We start from the raw sequence: 19,265 nt of genomic DNA, 5'->3' as shown, positions 1-19,265 counted from the left end.
GCGCCCGCGACGCCTGCCCGCCGTTCAGCCCGCCCCGATCGCCACGGCCGGCGGTTCGCCGCGATCGCGCAGCGCGGCGCGGCCGGCATCGAGATCGACGACCGCGAGCCCGTCCGGCTGCTGCTTCGCCCGCCGCTTCGCGAGCGCCGCGACCGACGCGATCTCGTCGCTGCCGTAGCGTTGCGCGCCGTGCGCGCCGGCCGGCACGCCGACCGCGCCGATCGCCATCGTCACGAACCCGAAGAACGCCGGATTGCCGTGGCGGTCCTCGCCGCGCAGCCCGCCCGCCTGCCGGTCGGCCTGCGTGTAGAACAGCTGCGCGCCGTCGTTGAAGCGCGCGATCGCGTCGGCGGCGCGCTCGCGCCAGTCGTCGCGCTGGAACAGCACGAGGAAATCGTCGCCGCCGACGTGGCCCAGAAAGTCGCGCTGCGGATCGCACACGCCGGCCAGCACCGTCGCGGCGAACTTCAGCACTTCGTCGCCCTGCCAGTAGCCGTACTGGTCGTTGAACGGCTTGAACTGGTTCAGGTCGACGTAGCACGCGTGAAAGCCGGCGTCGCGCTGGAGCAGGCGGTCGATGTGCGCGCTGATCGGGATGTTGCCGGGCAGGAACGTCAGCGGATTCGCGTAGCGCGCGGCCTCGATGCGCATCTCGGTCACCGTGCGCACGAGGCTCTCGCCGGTGCCGAGGCCGACATAGCGGCCGTGTTCGGTGATCACGAAGCCGTCCGCGAGATAGCGCTGGTCGTGACGCGCGAGCAGCGTCGCGAGCTGCTCGAACGTGGTTGCGTTGTCGATCATCAGCGGCGCATCGTTCGCGAACTGCAGGCACGGCTTTTTCCCGAACACCTCGCGGTGATACGGCAGCGCGAAACGGTCGATGAAGCCGCGGCGATTGACGAGCGCGACGGGCCGCCCGCGCTCGACGAGCGCGACCGCGTGCAGATCGGGCATCCGGTTGAACAGGTCGAGCACGTCGTTGCTGGTCGCGTCGCGCGGCAGCGCCGGCGCGGGCACGAGCATCTTCCCGGCGATCGTGCCGGCCGGCCGCACCGCGCGCGTCACGCCGGGAAACACCGCGATGTGCGGCGCGCGGATCGCGTCGCGCGCGGCCGGCGCGACCACCCGCGACGGCTGCGCGTGCGGCCGGCCGAGCAGGAAGCCCTGCACGCAGCAGATGCCCATGTCGCGCACGACGATCAGGTCGCATTCGTTCTCGATGCCTTCCGCGATCAGCTTCGCGCCGCTCGCCTGCGCGAAGTGCTGCATCGCCTTCACGGCCTCGAACTTGAGCGGGTCGTGCGCGATGTCGTGGATGAAGAAGCGGTCGATCTTCACGACGTCCGGGTGCAGGCGCAGCCACAGGTTCATGCTCGCGTTCGCGGTGCCGTAGTCGTCGAGCGCGAACTGGATGCCGGCGTCGCGCAGCGTCGCGACCGCCGGCCCGATGTCCGCGAGATCGGGAATCGCGTTCTGCTCGGTGAGCTCGATCACGATGCGTTCGGCGCCGATCCGCGCGCGGCCGAGGAACTGGCGTGCGCGCTCGCGTTCGCTGGCGAGCGTGAGGATCGTGCCCGCGCTGAAATTGAGGAACAGCTTGCCGTCGCAGCCGAGCGCCGCGAACGCGTCGAGGCAGGTGAGCGCGGCGGCCCGTTCGAGCGCGATGGTTTCGCCTTCGCGCGCGGCCTGCGCGAACAGCGCGGCGGGCGGCTCGAGGTCGGTGCCGCGCGGGCCGCGGATCAGCCCTTCGTAACCGACGACCGTTCCCGATCCGAGGTCGACGATCGGCTGGAACACGGCGGCGAGCGCGCGCTCCGCGATCAGGCGCGTGGTGCGGGGGGCGGCGGAATCGGAGGAGGGCGCGGGCATGGGCGAGGGCAGCCGAATCGACGGGACGATCGGCTTAACGGCACCGCTCGCGGAGAATTGAATGAAGATTTCGTGACACGACGGGCGTTGCCGGTGCATCGAGCCGGACGCGCATCGGGGTGGGGAGCTGGAACGGGAAGGCGGAAGGCGGAAGGCGGCCAGCGACAGCCATCGCCCCCCGCGCGCGTCAGCGCTTGCCCGCGCTCAGCGCGCCGGACCTGGCTGCCGTGTCGCCTTCGTCGTGCTCGCCGCTCGTGTCGCGCGCGCCCCAGCGCTGCGCGAGCGCCGCGCACGCCATCAGCTGGATCTGGTGGAACAGCATCAGCGGCAGCACGATCGCGCCGACCGCGTTCGCCGAGAAGATCACCTTCGCCATCGGCACGCCGGCCGCGAGGCTCTTCTTCGATCCGCAGAAGATGATCGTGATCCGGTCGGCGCGGTTGAAGCCGAGCCGCTTGCTGACGAACGCGGTCAGCAGCAGCGCGATCGCGAGCAGCACGAGGTTGACGACCAGCAGGCCGCCGAGCGCGCGCGGCGGAATCTGGTGCCACAGCCCCTCGTTGACGGCCTCGCTGAACGCGACGTAGACGACCAGCAGGATCGAGCCCTGGTCGACGAAGCGCAGCACGCCGCGATTGCGGTCGATCCAGCCGCCGATCGCAGGCCGCAGCAACTGGCCGGCGATGAACGGTACGAGCAGCTGCATCACGATGCTGCCGACCGTGCTCCACGGCGACGCGGTCGCGGCCGACTGCGACGTGATCATCAGCCCGACGAGCGCCGGCGTGACGAAGATCCCGAGCAGGCTCGACGCCGATGCCGCGCACACGGCGGCCGGCACGTTGCCCTTCGCGATCGACGTGAACGCGATCGACGACTGGACCGTCGACGGCAGCGTGCACAGGAACAGCACGCCCGCATACAGCGTCGGCGTGACGAGCGGCTGCAGCACCGGTTTCAGCGCGAAGCCGAGCAGCGGGAACAGCGCGAACGTGCTGAGCAGCACGACCGCGTGCAGCCGCCAGTGGGTCGCGCCGGCGATCACGGCTTCGCGCGACAGTTTCGCGCCGTGCAGGAAAAACAGCAGGCCGACGGCGATGTTGGTTGCCCAGTTGAACGCATGGGCGGCCGGGCCGCGGCAGGGCAGCAGGCTCGCGAGCACGACGGTGCCGACGAGCGCGAGCGTGAAGTTGTCGGGGAGAAAACGGGGACGGGCCATCGGGAACTCGATTCGGAAACGGCGAAGCGCGCGTCGCGCGCGCGGATCGCGTTATTGTCCCGGTTGGCGATTCACCAAACAAATTCATTGTGCGAATCGATTGATGAATCGATTGCATGCAATGAGGGCCGCCGCGTCGACCCGGCCACGCGCGAAACCGCAGAAGAATGTTCTGCCGCGATCGCGTGCCGAAGCGAAAAAACCTAGCAGTAACATGGTGTTACACCGATGCCGGCGACATAACACTTTTTGGCTCGACACACTTTCCGCCCGCTCATAAATTACTGCTGAAAGCCTTGGGTCGGCCGAAAGGAACCGACGGCGGGCGTCGATGGGCACGGAACGATGACGGAACGGGTGAAACGGAAGATCGGACGATGGGTGGCAGGCGTGCTCGGCGCGCTGCTGATGCCGCTCGCGCTGGCCCAGCCGCCCCATGGCGGTCACGGGTTCGGTGGCCACGGCTTCGGCGGCGGCGACATGCGCGCGTACGCTCGGCCGGCCGGCAGCCCCGGCGGCGGTCCGGTCTGGCGTCGCGTTGCGCCGCCTGCCGGCGTGCGTCCCGGCGGCGTGAGCGGCGCCGGCTCCCGCTGGGGGCTGCGCCCGACGCCGTCCTACGGCCATTACGCCGCGCAAAGCCCGTATCGGCCGATCAGCGCCGAGGTCCGCCAGATGCCGCGCCCGCCGGGCGGCGGCAACGTCCCGCTGCGGGCCGGCTCGATCCGCGCCGACGTCGCCCGCTACAACGAGGAGCGCGGCGGTCGCCCGATGCCGCCGCCCCGCTCGCAGGAAGAGCCTGCGCACTCGCCTTCTTTCTCCCCGTTCTACCGAAACTGAGCGCCCCCGCGCACGTCCCCTTGCCGGCTGATGCGAATTCGCCACAGTCGCGCGCAGATTTCCGCTGATTTTCCCGCCGCATTGCGCTATCTTTCGCGCCCGGTACGCGCATGCCGCGCCGCCGCCCGCCGGTGCGACCGCATTCGCGCCGGGCCGCCGCCGTGCATCCGGCCATGGATACATCCCGCGAAGTTAATGCCGGCGCTATACCCGCAATAAGTGTGCGCAATTTTGACCGGACGAATGATCCGTAAAGATGGCTGCGCCCCATACGACGCAAGCACTCGGCTCCAAACAACAACGCTCGCGCCACTTATCGACTATCCGACAAAACCTGGAGATCCCATGAAAGCATTCGCCCGTCGCGCGTCGCGCACGTCCGTCAAGCTGATCGCCGCAGCCGCCTGCGTGGCGGCCGCCGCACCCGTCCATGCGCAGTCGAGCGTCTCGCTCTACGGGCAGGTTGACGAATGGGTCGGCGCCACCAAGTTCCCGGGCGGCGATCGTGCGTGGAACGTGTCGGGCGGCGGGATGTCGACGTCGTACTGGGGCCTGCACGGCGCCGAGGATCTCGGCGACGGCTACAAGGCGATCTTCACGCTGGAGAGCTTCTTCCGCGCGCAGAACGGCCAGTACGGCCGCTTCCAGGGCGACACGTTCTTCGCGCGCAACGCGTACGTCGGCATCAGCTCGCCGTACGGCACGGTGACGGCAGGCCGCCTGACGACGCATCTGTTCCTGTCGACGATCCTGTTCAACCCGTTCTACGACTCGTACACCTTCTCGCCGATGGTGTACCACGTGTTCCTCGGCCTCGGCACGTTCCCGACCTATCCGAGCGACCAGGGCGCCGTCGGCGATTCGGGCTGGAACAACGCGGTGGGATACACGTCGCCTTCGTTCGGTGGGCTGAATTTCGGCGCGATGTACGCACTTGGCAACCAGGCCGGCGACAACCGCTCGAAGAAGTGGAGCGCGCAGTTCAACTACGCGAACGGCCCGTTCGCGGCGACCGCCGTGTATCAGTACGTGAACTTCAACAACGGCCCGCAGGACCTGAGCGCGCTCGTGACCGGCATGAAGAGCCAGGGCATCGCGCTGGTCGGCGCGACCTACGACCTGAAGCTCGTGAAGCTGTTCGGCCAGTACATGTATACGAAGAACGACCAGGTCGCGGGCAGCTGGCACGTGAACACCGCGCAGGGCGGCGTGTCGGTGCCGATCGGCGTGGGCAACGCGATGGCGTCGTATGCATACTCGCGCGACGCGGGCGGCCTCGACCAGACGCGCCAGACCTGGGCCGTCGGCTACGACTATCCGCTGTCCAAGCGCACCGACGTCTACGCGGCCTACATGAACGACCACATCAGCGGCCTGTCGACCGGCAACACGTTCGGCGCAGGCATTCGCGCGAAATTCTGACGCACGCGCGCGACCGGTGCGCCGGCCGCGCGCGCGAATTGCGCGTGCCGGCTGCATGTTTTCCCGTCCGTCGTTTCCGGCCCGAAGCGGCGCCGCCACCCGCGGCGCCGTTTTGCCTTTCTTGACCTTTATGTCTGCCCGCCTTTGTTACCCTATCTCGTAATTGGTTGATTCCCCGGGATTGCGAGCTAGTTCGATGGATACCCTCGTCAGCATGAATGTGTTTCGCTACGTCGTCGAAGTGGGCAGCTTCGTCGGCGCGGCGGAGCGCATGCAGATGTCGGCGGCGATGGCGAGCAAGCACGTGATGCACCTCGAGCAGCAGCTCGGCGCGCGGTTGCTGCATCGCACGACACGACGCGTCGCGCCGACCGAGGCGGGACGCGAATACTATGAGCGCCTCGTGCAGGCGCTGTCCGAACTCGACGAAGCCGGCCAGGCCGTCGGCGCCGCGAGCGTGGTGCCGCAGGGCAGGCTGCGCGTGACGTCGCTGTCCGCGTTCGGGCTGCGGCACGTGATGCAGGCCGTCACCGATTATGCGGGCCGGTTCCCCGACGTGACCGTCGACATGACGCTGTCCGATCGCGTGGTCGACCTGATCGAGGAAGGCTATGACGTCGCGGTGCGCGCGGCGCCGAACGGATTGAAATCGTCGTCGCTGGTCGCACGCCAGATCGCGACCGCGCACATCCTGCTGGTCGCGTCGCCCGAGTATCTCGACAAGCGCGGCACGCCGCAGACGATCGCCGATCTCGCGAACCACAACTACCTGCGGCGCGATTCGAATTCGACGATGCTCGATTCGCTGGTGATCGACGCGGCCGCCGCGTCGCGCGTGAGCCTGAACGGCAACCTGATCGTGAACCATCTCGAAGGGCTGCGCGCGGCCGTGCTCGCCGGCGCGGGCATCGCGCTGCTCGGCACCGAAGTGGTCGGCGACGACATCGAATCGGGCCGGCTCGTGCCGGTGCTGCTCGATTCGGTGCCGCCGCACGAGGCACCGATCTATGCGGTGTACGCGAGCCGTCGCCACGTGTCCGCGAAGGTGCGCTCTTTCGTCGATTTCCTGGCCGCGCGTTTCGAAGGGCAGTCGTTGTGCCCGTCGATCGAATCGCACCTGCGCGTGCTGCCGATCACGCGGATGAAGCGCGCGGTCTGAGCCGCGTCGTCCGCCGCGGCGGGGCAATGAAAAAGCGCGAACCGGTTGCCGGTTCGCGCTTTTCGTTTGGCTCGACGACGCTCGCGTCGAGGGCGGCCGCGACGGCCGCCGCATCCGTCAGCGCGGGATGCCGAGCCGCACCTTCGCGTCGTCGTACTCGCGCTTGAGCCGCTCGACGAGCGCACCCACGCTCGGCAGGTCGTCCATCAGGCCGACGCCCTGGCCGGCGCCCCAGATGTCCTTCCACGCCTTCGTCTTGTCGCTGCCGAAATTCATCTTGGTCTTGTCCGATTCCGGCAGCGCGTCCGGATCGAGGCCGGCCTTCTCGATGCTCTCGCGGATGTAGTTGCCGTGCACGCCCGTGAAGAGGTTCGTGTAGATGATGTCCGACGATTTCGCGTTCAGGATCGCGTGCTTGTAGTCGTCGATCGCGTGCGCTTCCTGCGTCGCGATGAAACGCGTGCCCATGTACGCGAAGTCCGCGCCCATCGCCTGCGCGGCGAGGATCGAGCCGCCGTTCGCGATCGAGCCGGACAGCACGATCGGGCCGTCGAAGATCTTGCGGACTTCGCCGACCAGCGCGAACGGCGACGTCGTGCCCGCGTGGCCGCCGGCGCCGGCCGCGACGAGGATCAGCCCGTCGACGCCCGCTTCGAGCGCCTTCTGCGCGTGGCGCAGGTTGATCACGTCGTGCAGCACGATGCCGCCGTAGCCGTGCACCGCGTCGACGATCTCGCGCGCCGGCGCGCGCAGGCTCGTGATGAAGATCGGCACCTTGTGCTCGACGCACACGCGCACGTCGTGCTCGAGCCGCGCGTTCGACTGGTGGACGATCTGGTTGACCGCGATCGGGCCGATCACCGCATCGGGATGTTTCGCCTTGTGGTCGGCGAGTTCCGCCTGGATCTGCGTGAGCCACTCGTCCAGTCGTTCGGCCGGACGCGCATTGAGCGCGGGGAACGAACCGACGATGCCCGCCTTGCATTGCGCTAGCACGAGTTCGGGGTAGCTGACGATGAACATCGGCGACGCGATGACGGGCAGCGTCAGGTTTTGCAGGACGGTGGGCAATGCCATGTGATGTCTCCAGTCTCCGGGGGCGTTGCGGTCGGACGATGATTCGAGTGTAGCGGCGGAACGCGTTCGTTCATATTAATACGAACGGTCGTGCGATTCTACGCGAGCTTAACAAACTCCGCGGTGTGCCGGCAATCGAGTGAGTGTTCTCTTTCTACGCTTTCGCGTGCTTACGCCGCTGTGAAGATGCGCCGGCGCTCATAAAATAGCCGCCATAACAAACCAACGAGAAACAAACCATGTCGTTTGAGGCGTTTGCACCGTTTCGCGTGACGGTGCAGGACACCGACATTTTCGGTGTCAAAGGAGGCGCGGGTCCGCCGCTGTTGTTGCTGCACGGCCATCCGCAGACCCACATGATCTGGCATCGCGTCGCCGCGACGCTCGCGAATCACTTCACGGTGATCGCCACCGACCTGCGCGGCTACGGCGCATCGGGCCGGCCGCCGAGCGACGCGCGGCACGCGCCGTATTCGAAACGCGCGATGGCGGCGGACCAGGTCGCCGTGATGCGGCATTTCGGCTTCGCGCAGTTCCACGTGTGCGCGCACGATCGCGGCGCGCGGGTCGCGCACCGGCTCGCGCTCGATCACGCGGAGGCCGTCGAGCGGATGATGCTGCTCGACATCGCGCCGACGCTCGCGATGTACGAGAAAACCGATCGCGCGTTCGCGACCGCGTATTTCCACTGGTTCTTCCTGATCCAGCCCGAGCCGCTGCCCGAGACGCTGATCGGCGCGCACACCGATGCGTACGTCGAGCGCGTGATGGGCAACCGGTCGGCCGGGCTGGCGCCATTCGCGCCCGAGGCGCTCGACGCGTACCGGGCGGCGCTCGCGCAGCCGGGCGCCGTGCATGCGATGTGCGAGGACTATCGCGCATCGGCGACGATCGATCTCGAGCACGATCGTGCGGACCTCGAACGCGGCAACAAGATCGCGTGCCCGCTGCGCGTGCTGTGGGGCGAGCACGGCGTCGTCGGCCGCTGCTTCGATCCGCTCGACGAGTGGCGTCGCGTCGCGCGCGACGTCAGCGGCCGCGCGCTCGACTGCGGGCACTATATTCCGGAAGAGGCGCCCGTCGCGCTGATCGACGAACTGCTCGCGTTCTTCGACGCGCGGGACGCGGCCGCGTGACGGGCTGGGCGGCGCGCGCCGCCGGCGGCCCGATGGTGCGCGCCGCGGCTCAGCGGTGCGCGTGGTCGTCCTCGACGAGCGGCGGCAGGCGGCGCGGCACGGGCGTCGATTTCACGATCGCGGTGCTCGTCTCCGCGCGCTCCGTCACCTTCGACAGGATGTCGTCGAGGTGCTCGATCGTGCGCAGGTAGAGCCGGCAGATGAAGCAGTCGTCGCCGGTCACCTTGTCGCATTCGACGAATTCGGGAATCCGCCGCAGCAATTCCTCGACCAGATGCAGTTGGCCCGGCAGCGGCTTCACGCGGACGATCGCCTGCAGCGTGTAGCCGAGCGCACGCGGGTCGAGCTCGACGGTGAACGCGGCGATCACGCCTTGCGCTTCCAGCCGGCGCACGCGGTCGGCCGTCGCGGGCGCCGACAGCCCGATCTGCCGCGCGAGTTCGCTGGTCGCGATGCGGGCGTCGTCGGCCAGCGCGGCGACGATTGCACGGTCGGTCGCGTCGAGCGACGCGACGGCGGGCGGGGAAAGGCGTTTCGGCATGATCGCTTTGCTTTCGAAGGTCAATCGGCTGATTCGCTTCAGTTTAGCCGTGGTTTCAGCGAAAGCAAGTTTCTAGAATCGAACTCATCCAAGCTCTTCAACGGAGTTCCTGATGGCCTCGAATGAAATTCGCCGCGGCGCCGCCGAGATGATCGTCGCGATGCTGATGTCCGGCACGATCGGCTGGCTCGTGATGTCGTCGCAGCAGCCGCTGACCAATGTCGTGTTCTTCCGCTGCGTGTTCGGCACGGCGACGCTCGCGATCGTCTGCGCGGCGTTCGGCTTCCTGCGCCGCTCGCTGTTCTCGCCGCGGATGCTCGTGCTCACGACGCTCGGCAGCCTCGCGATCGTCGCGAACTGGCTGCTGCTGTTCGCCGCGTATTCGCGCGCGTCGATCTCGATGGCGACCGCCGTCTACAACACGCAGCCGTTCATGCTCGTCGCGCTCGGCGCCATCGTGTTCCGCGAGCGGATCACCGCGTCGACGCTCGCGTGGCTCGCGCTCGCATTCGCCGGGCTCGTGTTCGTGGTGCGCGTCGAACCGGCCGTGCTCGCGGTGCCCGGCGAATACCTGGAAGGGGTCGCGCTGTCGCTCGGCGCGGCGTTCCTGTACGCGATCTCGTCGATCATCACGAAGCACCTGAAGGGCACGCCGCCGCATCTGCTCGCGCTGCTGCAGGTCGGCCTCGGCATCCTGCTGCTCGCGCCGTTCGCGCACTTCGACACGTTGCCGGCGACGGCCGGGCAATGGGCCGACCTGATCGTGCTCGGCATCGTCAACACGGGGCTGATGTACGTGCTGCTGTACGGCGCGGTCCAGAAGCTGCCGACCGCGATGACGGGCGCGCTGTCGTTCGTCTATCCGGTCGTCGCGATCGCCGTCGATCGCGTCGCGTTCGGGCAGACGCTCGCGTGGACGCAGGTATTCGGCGCGCTCTTGATCCTGCTCGCGGCGGCCGGCGTGAACCTCGGCTGGCGCATCGTGCCGGCCCGTCGCACGGCGGTCGGCAACTGAAACGGTCAGAGGATTCGGCGCGGCGGCGCGCTCACGCCGCGGCGCGTCGAATGCGCGTGTCGCGAGTGAAGCGTGCCTGCGGAATGACGTCGCGCGGACGCCGTGCGCGTGCGCGAAAAGCGCTGTAAGAAGTTGTAGGGAAACACCCGATGCGATGCGGTCGCGTCGCTCGTATGATGCGGGCTGTGACGTTGATCACGTTCACAGGATTCCGATCTCGATGCCGTTCGCCCGTGAGGCTGAACGGCTTTTTTTTATGTCTCGCTGCCCGCGATCAGCCGCCGCCGCGCGTCGAGCCGCGCAAGCAGCGCGCGCCGCGCGTCGTCGTCCGACTCACGCCATCCCTTGATCTCGCCGCGCGTGCGCAGGCAGCCCGCGCACCAGTCGGTGCGCGGATCGATCCGGCAGACGTCGGTGCACGGCGACGCGACCGTGGCGACCGGCATCGTCACGTCGCTCATGCGGGCTCCCGCAACGCGACGTCCGCGACCGGCGCGCCCGTCAGCGACACGAGTTCGTGCGGCGACAGGTTGAACACCGCGTGCGGATGGCCGGCGGCGGCCCACAGGCTGTCGAGCGCGAGCAGGTCGGCGTCGATCAGCGTGACGGGTTCGACCAGATGGCCGATCGGGCAGACGCCGCCGATCGCATAGCCGGTGTTGTCGCGCACGAACTTCGCGTCCGCGCGGCCGACCGGGCCGACCTGCGCGGCGACCTTCTTTTCATCGACGCGGTTCACGCCGCTCGCGACGACCAGCACGGGCGCGCCGTCGGCCTGCCGGCGAAACAGGATCGACTTCGCGATCTGCGCGACCGAGCAGCCGAGCCCGGCCGCGGCCTCGGCCGACGTCTTGCCGGTTTCGGCGAGCATCACGATGCCTTTCGCATGGCCGCGCTCGCGCAGCAGCAGCGCGACGCGTCGCGCGGAATCGGGGAGGGAATCGAATGAAGCGGGTGTCGTCATGGGGAGGCGTCCGTGGGAGGGCGTGATCAGACGCAGTTCGCGGCGTCGGCCGCGCCCTGCGCCCTGGCAAGCAGTGCACGACCGGCGCGCGACACGTTCGCGCGGCCGATCGCGTTCGAGATGAAGTCGCCGGCCGCGACGACCTGCGCGAGATCGATGCCGGTCTCGATGCCGAGGCCTTGCATCAGGTACAGCACGTCCTCGGTCGCGACGTTGCCGGTCGCGCCCTTCGCGTACGGGCAGCCGCCGAGGCCCGCGACCGACGCGTGGAAGATCTCGATCCCTTCGAACAGCGCCGCGTAGATGTTCGCGAGCGCCTGGCCGTAGGTGTCGTGGAAATGGCCCGACAGCCGTTCACGCGGGAACACGCGCGTGACCGCGGAGAGCACCTCCCGCGTGCGCTTCGGCGTGCCGACGCCGATCGTGTCGGCGATGTCGATCTCGTCGCAGCCGAGCGCGGCGAAGCGTTCGACGACGTCGACGACCGACGCGACCGGCACCTCGCCTTGATACGGGCAGCCGAGCGCGCACGACACGCTGCCGCGCAGTCGCAGGCCCGCGTCCTTCGCGGCCTTCGCGACGGGCTCGAAGCGCGCGATGCTCTCGGCGATGCTGCAGTTGATGTTCCGCTGCGAGAACGCTTCGCTCGCCGCGCCGAAGATCACGACCTCGTCGGCGCGCGCGGCGACCGCGTTCTCGAAACCCTTCAGGTTCGGCGTGAGCACCGAGTACACGGTGCCCGCGCGGCGCTCGATGCCGGCCATCACGTCGGCGCCGTCGGCCATCTGCGGCACCCATTTCGGCGACACGAACGATGCGGCCTCGACGTTGCGGAAGCCGGCGCGCGACAGCCGGTCGACGAGTGCGATCTTCACGTCGGTCGGCACGAAGGTCTTCTCGTTCTGCAGGCCGTCGCGCGGGCCGACTTCGACGATCTTGACGGCGGTGGGGAACGTCATGGTTGTCTCCGGTTTCGTGTAGGGCGGAATTCAGTAGCCGCGTGCGTAGTCGACGATCCCGCTGACGGGCGCGCCGCGCTCGAACGCGCGGATCTTGCCGGCGATCTGCTCGACGGCTTCCGCGCGCAGCGTCTCGGCCGAGCTGTGCGGCGTGATCGTGATGCGCGGCGCGCGCCAGAACGGATGGTCGTCAGGCAGCGGCTCGTGCTGGAACACGTCGAGCGTGGCCGCGGCGACCTGGCCGCTCGCGAGCGCGTCGAGCAGGTCGGCTTCGACGAGATGCGCGCCGCGCGCGACGTTGACGACGTACGCGCCGCGCGCGAGCCGCGCGAACGCGCGCGCCGACAGGATGCCGTCGGTGTCGCGCGTGCTCGGCAGCAGGTTGACGAGCACCTTCGCGCCGTCGATGCACGCGTCGAACGCGCCGTCGCCGGCGAAGGTCGCGATGCCGTCGAGCTGCTTCGCACTGCGGCTGTAGCCGCGCACCGGCAGGCCGAGCGCGGCGAGCGCGCGGGCGACCTCGGCGCCGAGCACGCCGAGGCCGAGGACCGCGACGGTGAAGCTCGCGCGCGCATGCGGTTCGAGCGGCTGCCAGCGGCGTTCGCGCTGTTGCAGGTCGTATTCGTCGAAGCGGCGCAGGTAGCGCAGCACCGCGTGCGTCACGTATTCGACCATCTGCCGCGCCATGCCCGAATCCTCGAGCCGCACCAGCGGCACGTGTGCGGGCAGCGTGCCCGGATGCGCGCGGTCGAGCGCGAGCAGCGCATCGACGCCCGCGCCGAGGTTGAAGATCGCGCGCAGGCCGTCGCGCGGCGCGAAGAACTCGCGCGGTGCGCGCCACACGAGCGCGTAGTCGGCGGCGGCCGTATCGCCCGGCTGCCACGCGCGCAGTTCGGCTTCCGGCAGCGCCCGCGCGATCTCGTCGCGCCATGCGCCGGCTTCCTGATGCGGTGAATGGAACAGGATCTTCATTGCGTGACGGCGCGCGCGCCGGCGAGGCGCGTCACGGGAACGGCGAGCGAAGCCGGGCGCGGCGCGCCGGCGGACGTAGCGGACATTGGACGACTCCTGACGAACGGCCCGGCGCGTCGGCGCGGGGACCGGTTCCGTGTGACGCTGACGGGAAGCCCACATTCTACGGTTTCGCCGCACATTGCGCCGTCGGTGCGGGCCATGCGGCCCATGCGGCTGGCTTGGGCCGCCGTCGCGCAGTCGCCGGGCCGCCGCCGGTCACCGCGCCGCGCAAAAGCAAAGCACAAAATATTGGTTCGGCCGCCGCGTACGCGACGCCACAATCGAACCTCGTCTTCAAGCAAGCGAGGGCAATCATGCGCGCATGCAGCAAATCGGCGTGGCCGCCGCGGCTCGTCACCGTCCCGGGCCTGCACGGCAGCGAAGGCGCCCACTGGCAGACCTGGCTCGAGCGGCAGTTCCCGCGCGCGTTGCGGGTCGAGCAGCACGACTGGGATGCGCCCGATCTCGCGGGGTGGGCGCAAGCGGTGCGCGCGCTGCTCGATCGCGAGCGCGGCCCGTTCGTGCTCGCCGCGCACAGCTTCGGCTGCCTCGCGACCGCGCATGCGCTCGCGCAGTGGCCGCACGTCGGCGATGTCGCGGGCGTGCTGTTCGTCGCGCCGGCGAGCCCGAAGAAATTCACGTTTGCCGGGCCGTTCGACGCACGCCGGCTCGCGGTGCCGTCGATCGTGATCGGCAGCGAGACCGATCCGTGGATGCCGCTCGGCGATGCGCGCACGCTCGCGCAGCGCCTGGGTAGCGCGTTCGTGAACCTCGGCGATGCCGGGCACATCAACACGGCGGCCGGCTACGGGCCGTGGCCGCGCGCGAAATACTTCATCGACACGCTGGTGCATTGCGCGGCGCCGCTGCGTTTTCGCGACGCGGACGACGGCTTCGAGGCCGCGCTCGTCGATCGCGCGCTCGCGCACGCGGTCTGACGGGCCGGTTGCGCGGCGCATGCCGCGCGGTGGCTGTCGCGGTAGGGCGGGCCGTCGCGCTTGCAATGCGCAGGCGGGCCTCGTGGCCCTGACGGCCGCGGCCGGGTCCGAATCGCTCGGCCGGCCGTACCCGACGTGGCCCGCGAAGCGGCGCGACACCGTGCCGTTCGCGCCGTCGCCGACCGTTACGTCATGTCAGTGGCGGCTCGACGCGCGCGCCCACTGCGCTGCCTGAACAGTACCGACTCCTATCGCGTGGCAGCGGGATCAGCCCGGCGACGACGCGGCGGCGCTTGAAGCGGCTGCGTTCCCAGTGGGCGTCGCATCGTCGTCGTCATCGGGCGGGTAATGCACGACGGGCGGCGCGAGCGGCGCGGCCTCGGATGCGGCGGTATTCGCGGTCGCGTCGCTGTTGAACGCGCTCGCGGCGCCGCTCGATGCGCCGGCCTGCGGCACGGTGTCGGTCGCGTGGGCGTCGTGCGGTGCGTCGTCGCTGCACGCGGCGACGAACACGGCGGTACACAGAACGACGGCGACGGAAACGCGACGCATGACTTCTCTCCTGGCAGGCTGATCGGGAAACGTTTTCGAGTATGCGGCCGCGATGCGACGTTTCGGTGAATCGTTTGCGATTCCGGCGCGATCGCGAAATGGTTTCGTCCGGCTGACCGAATGCCGTCGCGGCGATCCACCGGCACGCATGGCGGAATTTTCCAGCAGAGGCGGATGCTGCGCGCATTTACACGGCGCGCCACGCCACGCCGCGACCCGGCCACGGCGACGCGGGCGCCATGCGCGGCATCGCAAACGCGATCGGCAACTTGCGACCGATGCGCGGCCGGCCGCGCCCAAAAATCGGGCGTTATTGCCGCTTCGTCAGCGAACGGCCAGCCGCGCGCCAGCGTGGCGTCATGGAAGCGTTCTCACCGCCAACTCGGTCCGTCTGCCGCCCGGTGCGCGCCGCGCACGATGGCCGGCGCTGCACCTGTATGCGGCCCCCCGCAGTTTCGCGGCACCCGAATTGCTCGTTGCCGATGCGCGTGCCGACCGCGCTGCCATCCGGGCACGCGGCGCACACCCGCGTCCATCAACCACGGAGCGAGCAGAAGCCATGTCCAGCGATCGATCCGATTCCCCGTCCGCCGAACCGGCGCGCGACGCTGCCCCGTCGCCGCTCGGGCCCGGCCGTTCAGCGCCGCTGCCATTGGCGCACGATACGCCGTCCAGCGCCGCGCGGCGCCGTTTCCTGCAATCCGCGGCGGCTGCCGCGACCGTCAGCGCCGCATCGCACGTTCATCCGCAGTCGCCGCACGCGGCGTCCACGCCGGCCGCGCCCCGCCGCGATACGGTGCCGGCGCGGCCCGTGCATCTCGACATCAACGGGCGCGCATACACGCTGCAGCTCGAACCGCGCGTCACGCTGCTCGACGCACTGCGCGAATACGCGGGCCTCACGGGTACGAAGAAGGGCTGCGATCGCGGGCAGTGCGGCGCGTGCACGGTGCTCGTCGACGGCCGGCGCATCAACGCGTGCCTGTCGCTCGCGGTGATGCACGAGGGCGAGCGGATCACGACCGTCGAAGGGCTGGCGCGCGGCGGCGTGTTGAGCCCGGTGCAGCGTGCGTTCGTCGAATGCGATGCGTTCCAGTGCGGCTACTGCACGTCCGGCCAGCTCTGCTCGGCGACCGCGCTGCTCGACGAGTTCGCGGCGGGGGCCGGGAGCGCCGCCACGGATGACGTGCGGCGCCGTCCCGCGCAGCTGTCGGACGACGAGATCCGCGAGCGCATGAGCGGCAACCTGTGCCGCTGCGGCGCGTACCCGAACATCGTCGCCGCCGTGCGCGCCGCGCATGCGGCGCACGGCTAGGCGGGGAGGGCACCGCAATGGAAGCAATCTCCTACGAACGCGCGACCGACGTCGCCGGCGCCGTGCGCGCGGCGCAGCGGCCCGGCGCGGCCTTCATCGGCGGCGGCACGAACCTGCTGGACCTGATGAAGGGCGGCGTCGCGCGGCCCGTCACGCTCATCGACATCACGCGGATCGCGGGCCTCGATACGGTCGATGCGCTGCCCGGCGGCGGCGTGCGCATCGGTGCGCTCGTGCGCAACAGCGATGCGGCCGATCATCCGCGCGTGCGCGCCGACTATCCGCTGCTGTCGCAGGCGCTGCTCGCTGGCGCGTCCGCGCAATTGCGCAACATGGCGACCGTCGGCGGCAACCTGATGCAGCGCACGCGCTGCCCGTATTTCTACGACCCCGCGTTCGCGCAATGCAACAAGCGCGAGCCGGGCAGCGGCTGCGCGGCGATCGGCGGCCACAACCGGATGCACGCGATCCTCGGTGCGAGCCCGCAGTGCGTGGCGGTGAACCCGTCGGACATGAGCGTCGCGCTCGCCGCGCTCGATGCGGTCGTGCAGGTGAGCGGCCCGCGCGGTGCACGGCAGATTCCGATCGCGTCGTTTCACCGCTTGCCGGGCGATCGTCCCGATCTCGACACGACGCTCGAACCGGGCGAGCTGATCACCGCGGTGGACTTGCCGCCGCCGCGCTTTGCCGACCATGCGCACTATCTGAAGGTGCGCGATCGCGCGAGCTACGCGTTCGCGCTGGTGTCGGTCGCGGCCGCCCTGCGGATGGACGGCCCGCGCGTCGCCGACGCGCGAATCGCGCTCGGCGGCGTCGCGCACAAGCCGTTGCGTGCAACCGAAGCGGAAGCGCATCTCGTTGGCCGCACGCCGACCGATGCGACGCTGCGCGAGACGGCCGCGCTGGCATTGCGCGATGCGCGTCCGCTCGACGGCAATGGCTTCAAGGTCGCGCTCGCGCAGCGGGCGATCGTCCGTGCGGTCGAAACGGCAGCCGCCATGACGGGAGGTGCCGCATGAACACGATGACGGGACAGCCTCTCGACCGTGTCGACGGTGTACTGAAGGTGACGGGCGGCGCGCACTACGCGGCCGAATTCTCCGATACGCGGCTCGCGCACGCGGTGCTCGTCACGAGCACGATCACATCCGGCAGGATCGAGTCGATCGATGCGGCGCGCGCCCGCGCGATGCCGGGCGTGCTGATCGTGATCACGCACGAGAACGCGATGCGGCTGCCCAACGGCGGCCGGCCGCCGCTGTCGCCGCCGGCCGGGCGCCGCCTCACGTTGCTGCAGGACGACACGGTGCGCTACAGCAACGAACCCGTCGCGGTCGTCGTCGCCGAAACGCTCGAGCAGGCGACCGACGCCGCCCATGCCGTGCAGGTGCGCTATCGCGCGACCGATGCCGTCGCGGATTTCGCGCACGCGAAGCGCGGCGCGCGCATGCCGCCGAAGCAGCAGGGCCGCGCGATGGATACGCAGCGCGGCGACGTCGATGCAGGCCTGCGCGAAGGCGCGGTGCACATCGACGCGACCTATACGACGCCGATGCAGCACCACAACCCGATCGAGCCGCACGCGACGATGGCGCGCTGGGACGGCCCGACGCTCACGCTGCACGATGCGACGCAGGGCGTGTCGGGCGCGAGCACGGCGGTGGCCGCCGTGTTCGGCATCGCACCGGAACACGTGCGCGTGATTTCGCCGTTTCTCGGCGGCGGCTTCGGCTGCAAGGGCTCGTCGTGGTCGCACGTGTCGTTGTGCGCGATGGCCGCGAAGCAGGTCGGGCGCCCGGTTCGCCTCGCATTGACGCGGCCGCAGATGTTCGGCTCGGTCGGCGGGCGGCCGTTCACCGAACAGCGCATCGTGCTGGCCGCCCGCCAGGACGGCACGTTGACGGCGATGCGCCACGACACGATCGCCACCACGTCGACGTTCGAGGACTGGATGGAAATGTGCGGGATGCCGTCGCGGATCATGTACGCGGTGCCGAACCACGCGACCACGCACCGGATCGTGCCGCTGAACGTCGGCACGCCGACGTTCATGCGCGCGCCCGGCGAGGCGTCGGGCTCGTTCGCGCTCGAATCGGCGATGGACGAGCTCGCGTGGCAACTCGGCATGGACCCGGTCGCGCTGCGGCTCGCGAATTACGCGGCGGTCGACCCGCAGGACGGCAAGCCGTGGTCGAGCAACAAGCTGCGCGAATGCTACGAGGTCGGCGCGCGGCGCTTCGGCTGGTCGCGCCGCACCGGCGCGCCGCGCACGCTGCGCGACGGCGACACGCTGATCGGCCTCGGGATGGCGGCCGCCACGTATCCGGCGAACCGCAGCGAAGCGTCGGCGCGGGCGCGCATCCTGCCGGACGGCACGGCCGAGGTCGCGTCGGGCACGCAGGACATCGGCACCGGCACCTATACGGTGATGACGCAAGTCGCGGCCGACGCGCTCGGTTTCGCGCCGCAGAACGTGCGCTTCGCGCTCGGCGACTCGAGCCTGCCGCGCGCGCCGGTATCGGGCGGCTCGCAGTCGGCGGCGAGCGTGGCGCCCGCCGTGCGCGAGGCCGCGCTGCAGGCGCGCGCGAAGCTGATCGCGCTGGCGATCGCCGATCCGGGTTCGCCGCTGCACGGCGCCGCGGCCGATGACGTGACGGTCGACAACGGCTGGGTCGTGCATCGCGGCGAGCCGTCGCGGCGCGATCCGGCCGCGGCGGTGATCGCGCGTGCGGGCGGCCGGCCGATCGACGCGCAGGCGACGACGAAGCCGGGCGACGAGAAGTCGCGTTATGCATCCCATTCGTTCGGCGCGGTGTTTGCCGAAGTGCGCGTCGATGCCGAACTCGGCACGATTCGCGTACCGCGCATCGTCGGCGTCTACAGCGTCGGCCGCCTGCTCAACGCGAAAACGGCACGCAGCCAGCTGATCGGCGGGATGGTGTGGGGGCTCGGCACCGCGCTCGAGGAGGGTTCGCATCTCGACGTGCGGTACGGCCGCTTCACGAACGCGAATCTCGCCGAATATCACGTGCCCGTGAACGCGGACATCGGCGAGCTCGACGTGAGTTTCGTCGACGAAAACGACACGCATTTCAATCCGCTCGGCATTCGCGGCATCGGCGAGATCGGCATCACCGGCGTGCCGGCCGCGATCGCCAATGCGGTCTATCACGCGACCGGCGTGCGGGTGCGCGATCTGCCGATCACGCTCGACAAGGTGGCGATGCCGATGCGCGCGTGAGCGTCGC

At 69.7% G+C, this 19,265-nt stretch carries 18 protein-coding genes; 9 read left to right on the top strand and 9 right to left on the bottom strand.

The genetic code is table 11. The features are described 5' to 3' along the window. Positions 1–24 precede the first annotated feature (24 nt). Both JYG37_RS01120 and JYG37_RS01115 read right to left on the bottom strand, forming a co-directional pair. The gene (locus JYG37_RS01120) at positions 25–1,869 is read right to left on the bottom strand and encodes an EAL domain-containing protein (RefSeq protein ID WP_213345813.1); all 1,845 of its coding nucleotides are present in this window, start codon (positions 1,867–1,869) and stop codon (positions 25–27) included. Positions 1,870–2,056: 187 nt separating this feature from the next. Then, positions 2,057–3,088: a bile acid:sodium symporter family protein gene (locus JYG37_RS01115; RefSeq protein WP_050014307.1), complete on the bottom strand. Its 1,032-nt coding sequence runs from the start codon at positions 3,086–3,088 to the stop codon at positions 2,057–2,059. Positions 3,089–3,433: 345 nt separating this feature from the next. On the opposite strand from JYG37_RS01115, the gene JYG37_RS01110 reads away from it, so the two are divergent. The 3 genes from JYG37_RS01110 to JYG37_RS01100 all read left to right on the top strand — a co-directional run bounded on the left by JYG37_RS01110 (position 3,434) and on the right by JYG37_RS01100 (position 6,506). Then, entirely contained in the window at positions 3,434–3,925 is a 492-nt protein-coding gene (locus JYG37_RS01110) for a hypothetical protein (protein ID WP_050014308.1), read from the top strand. A gap of 345 nt (positions 3,926–4,270) precedes the next feature. After that, positions 4,271–5,347 (top strand): porin, encoded by a 1,077-nt coding sequence (locus tag JYG37_RS01105; protein ID WP_011546370.1) that lies wholly within the window; start codon positions 4,271–4,273, stop codon positions 5,345–5,347. 196 nt (positions 5,348–5,543) lie between these two features. After that, positions 5,544–6,506 (top strand): LysR family transcriptional regulator, encoded by a 963-nt coding sequence (locus JYG37_RS01100; protein WP_050014309.1) that lies wholly within the window; start codon positions 5,544–5,546, stop codon positions 6,504–6,506. Positions 6,507–6,623: 117 nt separating this feature from the next. Here the strand turns inward: JYG37_RS01100 and JYG37_RS01095 are convergent, their stop codons facing one another. Further along, positions 6,624–7,583, bottom strand: coding sequence for an NAD(P)H-dependent flavin oxidoreductase (locus tag JYG37_RS01095; RefSeq protein ID WP_213345812.1), 960 nt, complete (start codon positions 7,581–7,583; stop codon positions 6,624–6,626). A gap of 239 nt (positions 7,584–7,822) precedes the next feature. Between JYG37_RS01095 and JYG37_RS01090 the strand changes: the two genes are divergently transcribed. Then, positions 7,823–8,719 carry an alpha/beta fold hydrolase gene (locus JYG37_RS01090; RefSeq protein ID WP_050014311.1) on the top strand — a complete coding sequence of 299 codons (897 nt, stop codon included), beginning with the start codon at positions 7,823–7,825 and terminating at the stop codon, positions 8,717–8,719. Positions 8,720–8,768: 49 nt separating this feature from the next. Here JYG37_RS01090 and JYG37_RS01085 read toward each other — a convergent pair whose 3' ends face one another. Continuing rightward, the gene (locus tag JYG37_RS01085) at positions 8,769–9,260 is read right to left on the bottom strand and encodes an Lrp/AsnC family transcriptional regulator (protein ID WP_050014344.1); all 492 of its coding nucleotides are present in this window, start codon (positions 9,258–9,260) and stop codon (positions 8,769–8,771) included. 112 nt (positions 9,261–9,372) lie between these two features. Between JYG37_RS01085 and JYG37_RS01080 the strand changes: the two genes are divergently transcribed. Continuing rightward, entirely contained in the window at positions 9,373–10,275 is a 903-nt protein-coding gene (locus JYG37_RS01080) for a DMT family transporter (protein ID WP_069620148.1), read from the top strand. A 254-nt stretch (positions 10,276–10,529) separates the two neighbouring features. On the opposite strand, the gene JYG37_RS01075 is transcribed toward JYG37_RS01080, so the two are convergent. From JYG37_RS01075 to JYG37_RS01060, 4 genes are read right to left on the bottom strand one after another with little or no spacing between them, the layout of a single operon-like run. Then, positions 10,530–10,736, bottom strand: a complete 207-nt coding sequence (locus tag JYG37_RS01075; protein WP_006477621.1) for a DUF1289 domain-containing protein — start codon at positions 10,734–10,736, stop codon at positions 10,530–10,532. After that, positions 10,733–11,239, bottom strand: coding sequence for a YbaK/EbsC family protein (locus JYG37_RS01070; RefSeq protein ID WP_089488878.1), 507 nt, complete (start codon positions 11,237–11,239; stop codon positions 10,733–10,735). Before JYG37_RS01070 ends, JYG37_RS01075 begins: the two co-directional genes overlap by 4 nt. 26 nt (positions 11,240–11,265) lie before the next feature. After that, positions 11,266–12,198, bottom strand: coding sequence for a hydroxymethylglutaryl-CoA lyase (locus tag JYG37_RS01065; protein ID WP_213345811.1), 933 nt, complete (start codon positions 12,196–12,198; stop codon positions 11,266–11,268). 30 nt (positions 12,199–12,228) lie between these two features. Beyond that, a complete protein-coding gene (locus JYG37_RS01060) occupies positions 12,229–13,170 on the bottom strand; it encodes a 2-hydroxyacid dehydrogenase (RefSeq protein ID WP_213345810.1) in 942 nt (313 codons plus the stop codon). Between the two features lie 356 nt (positions 13,171–13,526). Between JYG37_RS01060 and JYG37_RS01055 the strand changes: the two genes are divergently transcribed. Next, positions 13,527–14,150 carry an RBBP9/YdeN family alpha/beta hydrolase gene (locus tag JYG37_RS01055; protein WP_050014317.1) on the top strand — a complete coding sequence of 208 codons (624 nt, stop codon included), beginning with the start codon at positions 13,527–13,529 and terminating at the stop codon, positions 14,148–14,150. Between the two features lie 267 nt (positions 14,151–14,417). On the opposite strand, the gene JYG37_RS01050 is transcribed toward JYG37_RS01055, so the two are convergent. Continuing rightward, a complete protein-coding gene (locus JYG37_RS01050) occupies positions 14,418–14,702 on the bottom strand; it encodes a hypothetical protein (protein WP_213345809.1) in 285 nt (94 codons plus the stop codon). 559 nt (positions 14,703–15,261) lie between these two features. Between JYG37_RS01050 and JYG37_RS01045 the strand changes: the two genes are divergently transcribed. From JYG37_RS01045 to JYG37_RS01035, 3 genes are read left to right on the top strand one after another with little or no spacing between them, the layout of a single operon-like run. Further along, positions 15,262–16,017: a (2Fe-2S)-binding protein gene (locus JYG37_RS01045; protein WP_213345808.1), complete on the top strand. Its 756-nt coding sequence runs from the start codon at positions 15,262–15,264 to the stop codon at positions 16,015–16,017. Positions 16,018–16,034: 17 nt separating this feature from the next. Then, positions 16,035–17,036 carry an FAD binding domain-containing protein gene (locus tag JYG37_RS01040; RefSeq protein WP_209926721.1) on the top strand — a complete coding sequence of 334 codons (1,002 nt, stop codon included), beginning with the start codon at positions 16,035–16,037 and terminating at the stop codon, positions 17,034–17,036. Beyond that, on the top strand, positions 17,033–19,258 hold the full coding sequence (locus JYG37_RS01035; protein WP_213345807.1) for a xanthine dehydrogenase family protein molybdopterin-binding subunit: 2,226 nt from the start codon (positions 17,033–17,035) through the stop codon (positions 19,256–19,258). Before JYG37_RS01040 ends, JYG37_RS01035 begins: the two co-directional genes overlap by 4 nt. Positions 19,259–19,265: the final 7 nt, after the last annotated feature.

This window comes from Burkholderia sp. LAS2 (genome assembly GCF_018417615.1).
GTDB lineage: Bacteria > Pseudomonadota > Gammaproteobacteria > Burkholderiales > Burkholderiaceae > Burkholderia > Burkholderia sola.
The sequence above is the reverse complement of the archived record's forward strand: the minus strand, read 5'-3'. Positions and strand labels throughout refer to the sequence as shown.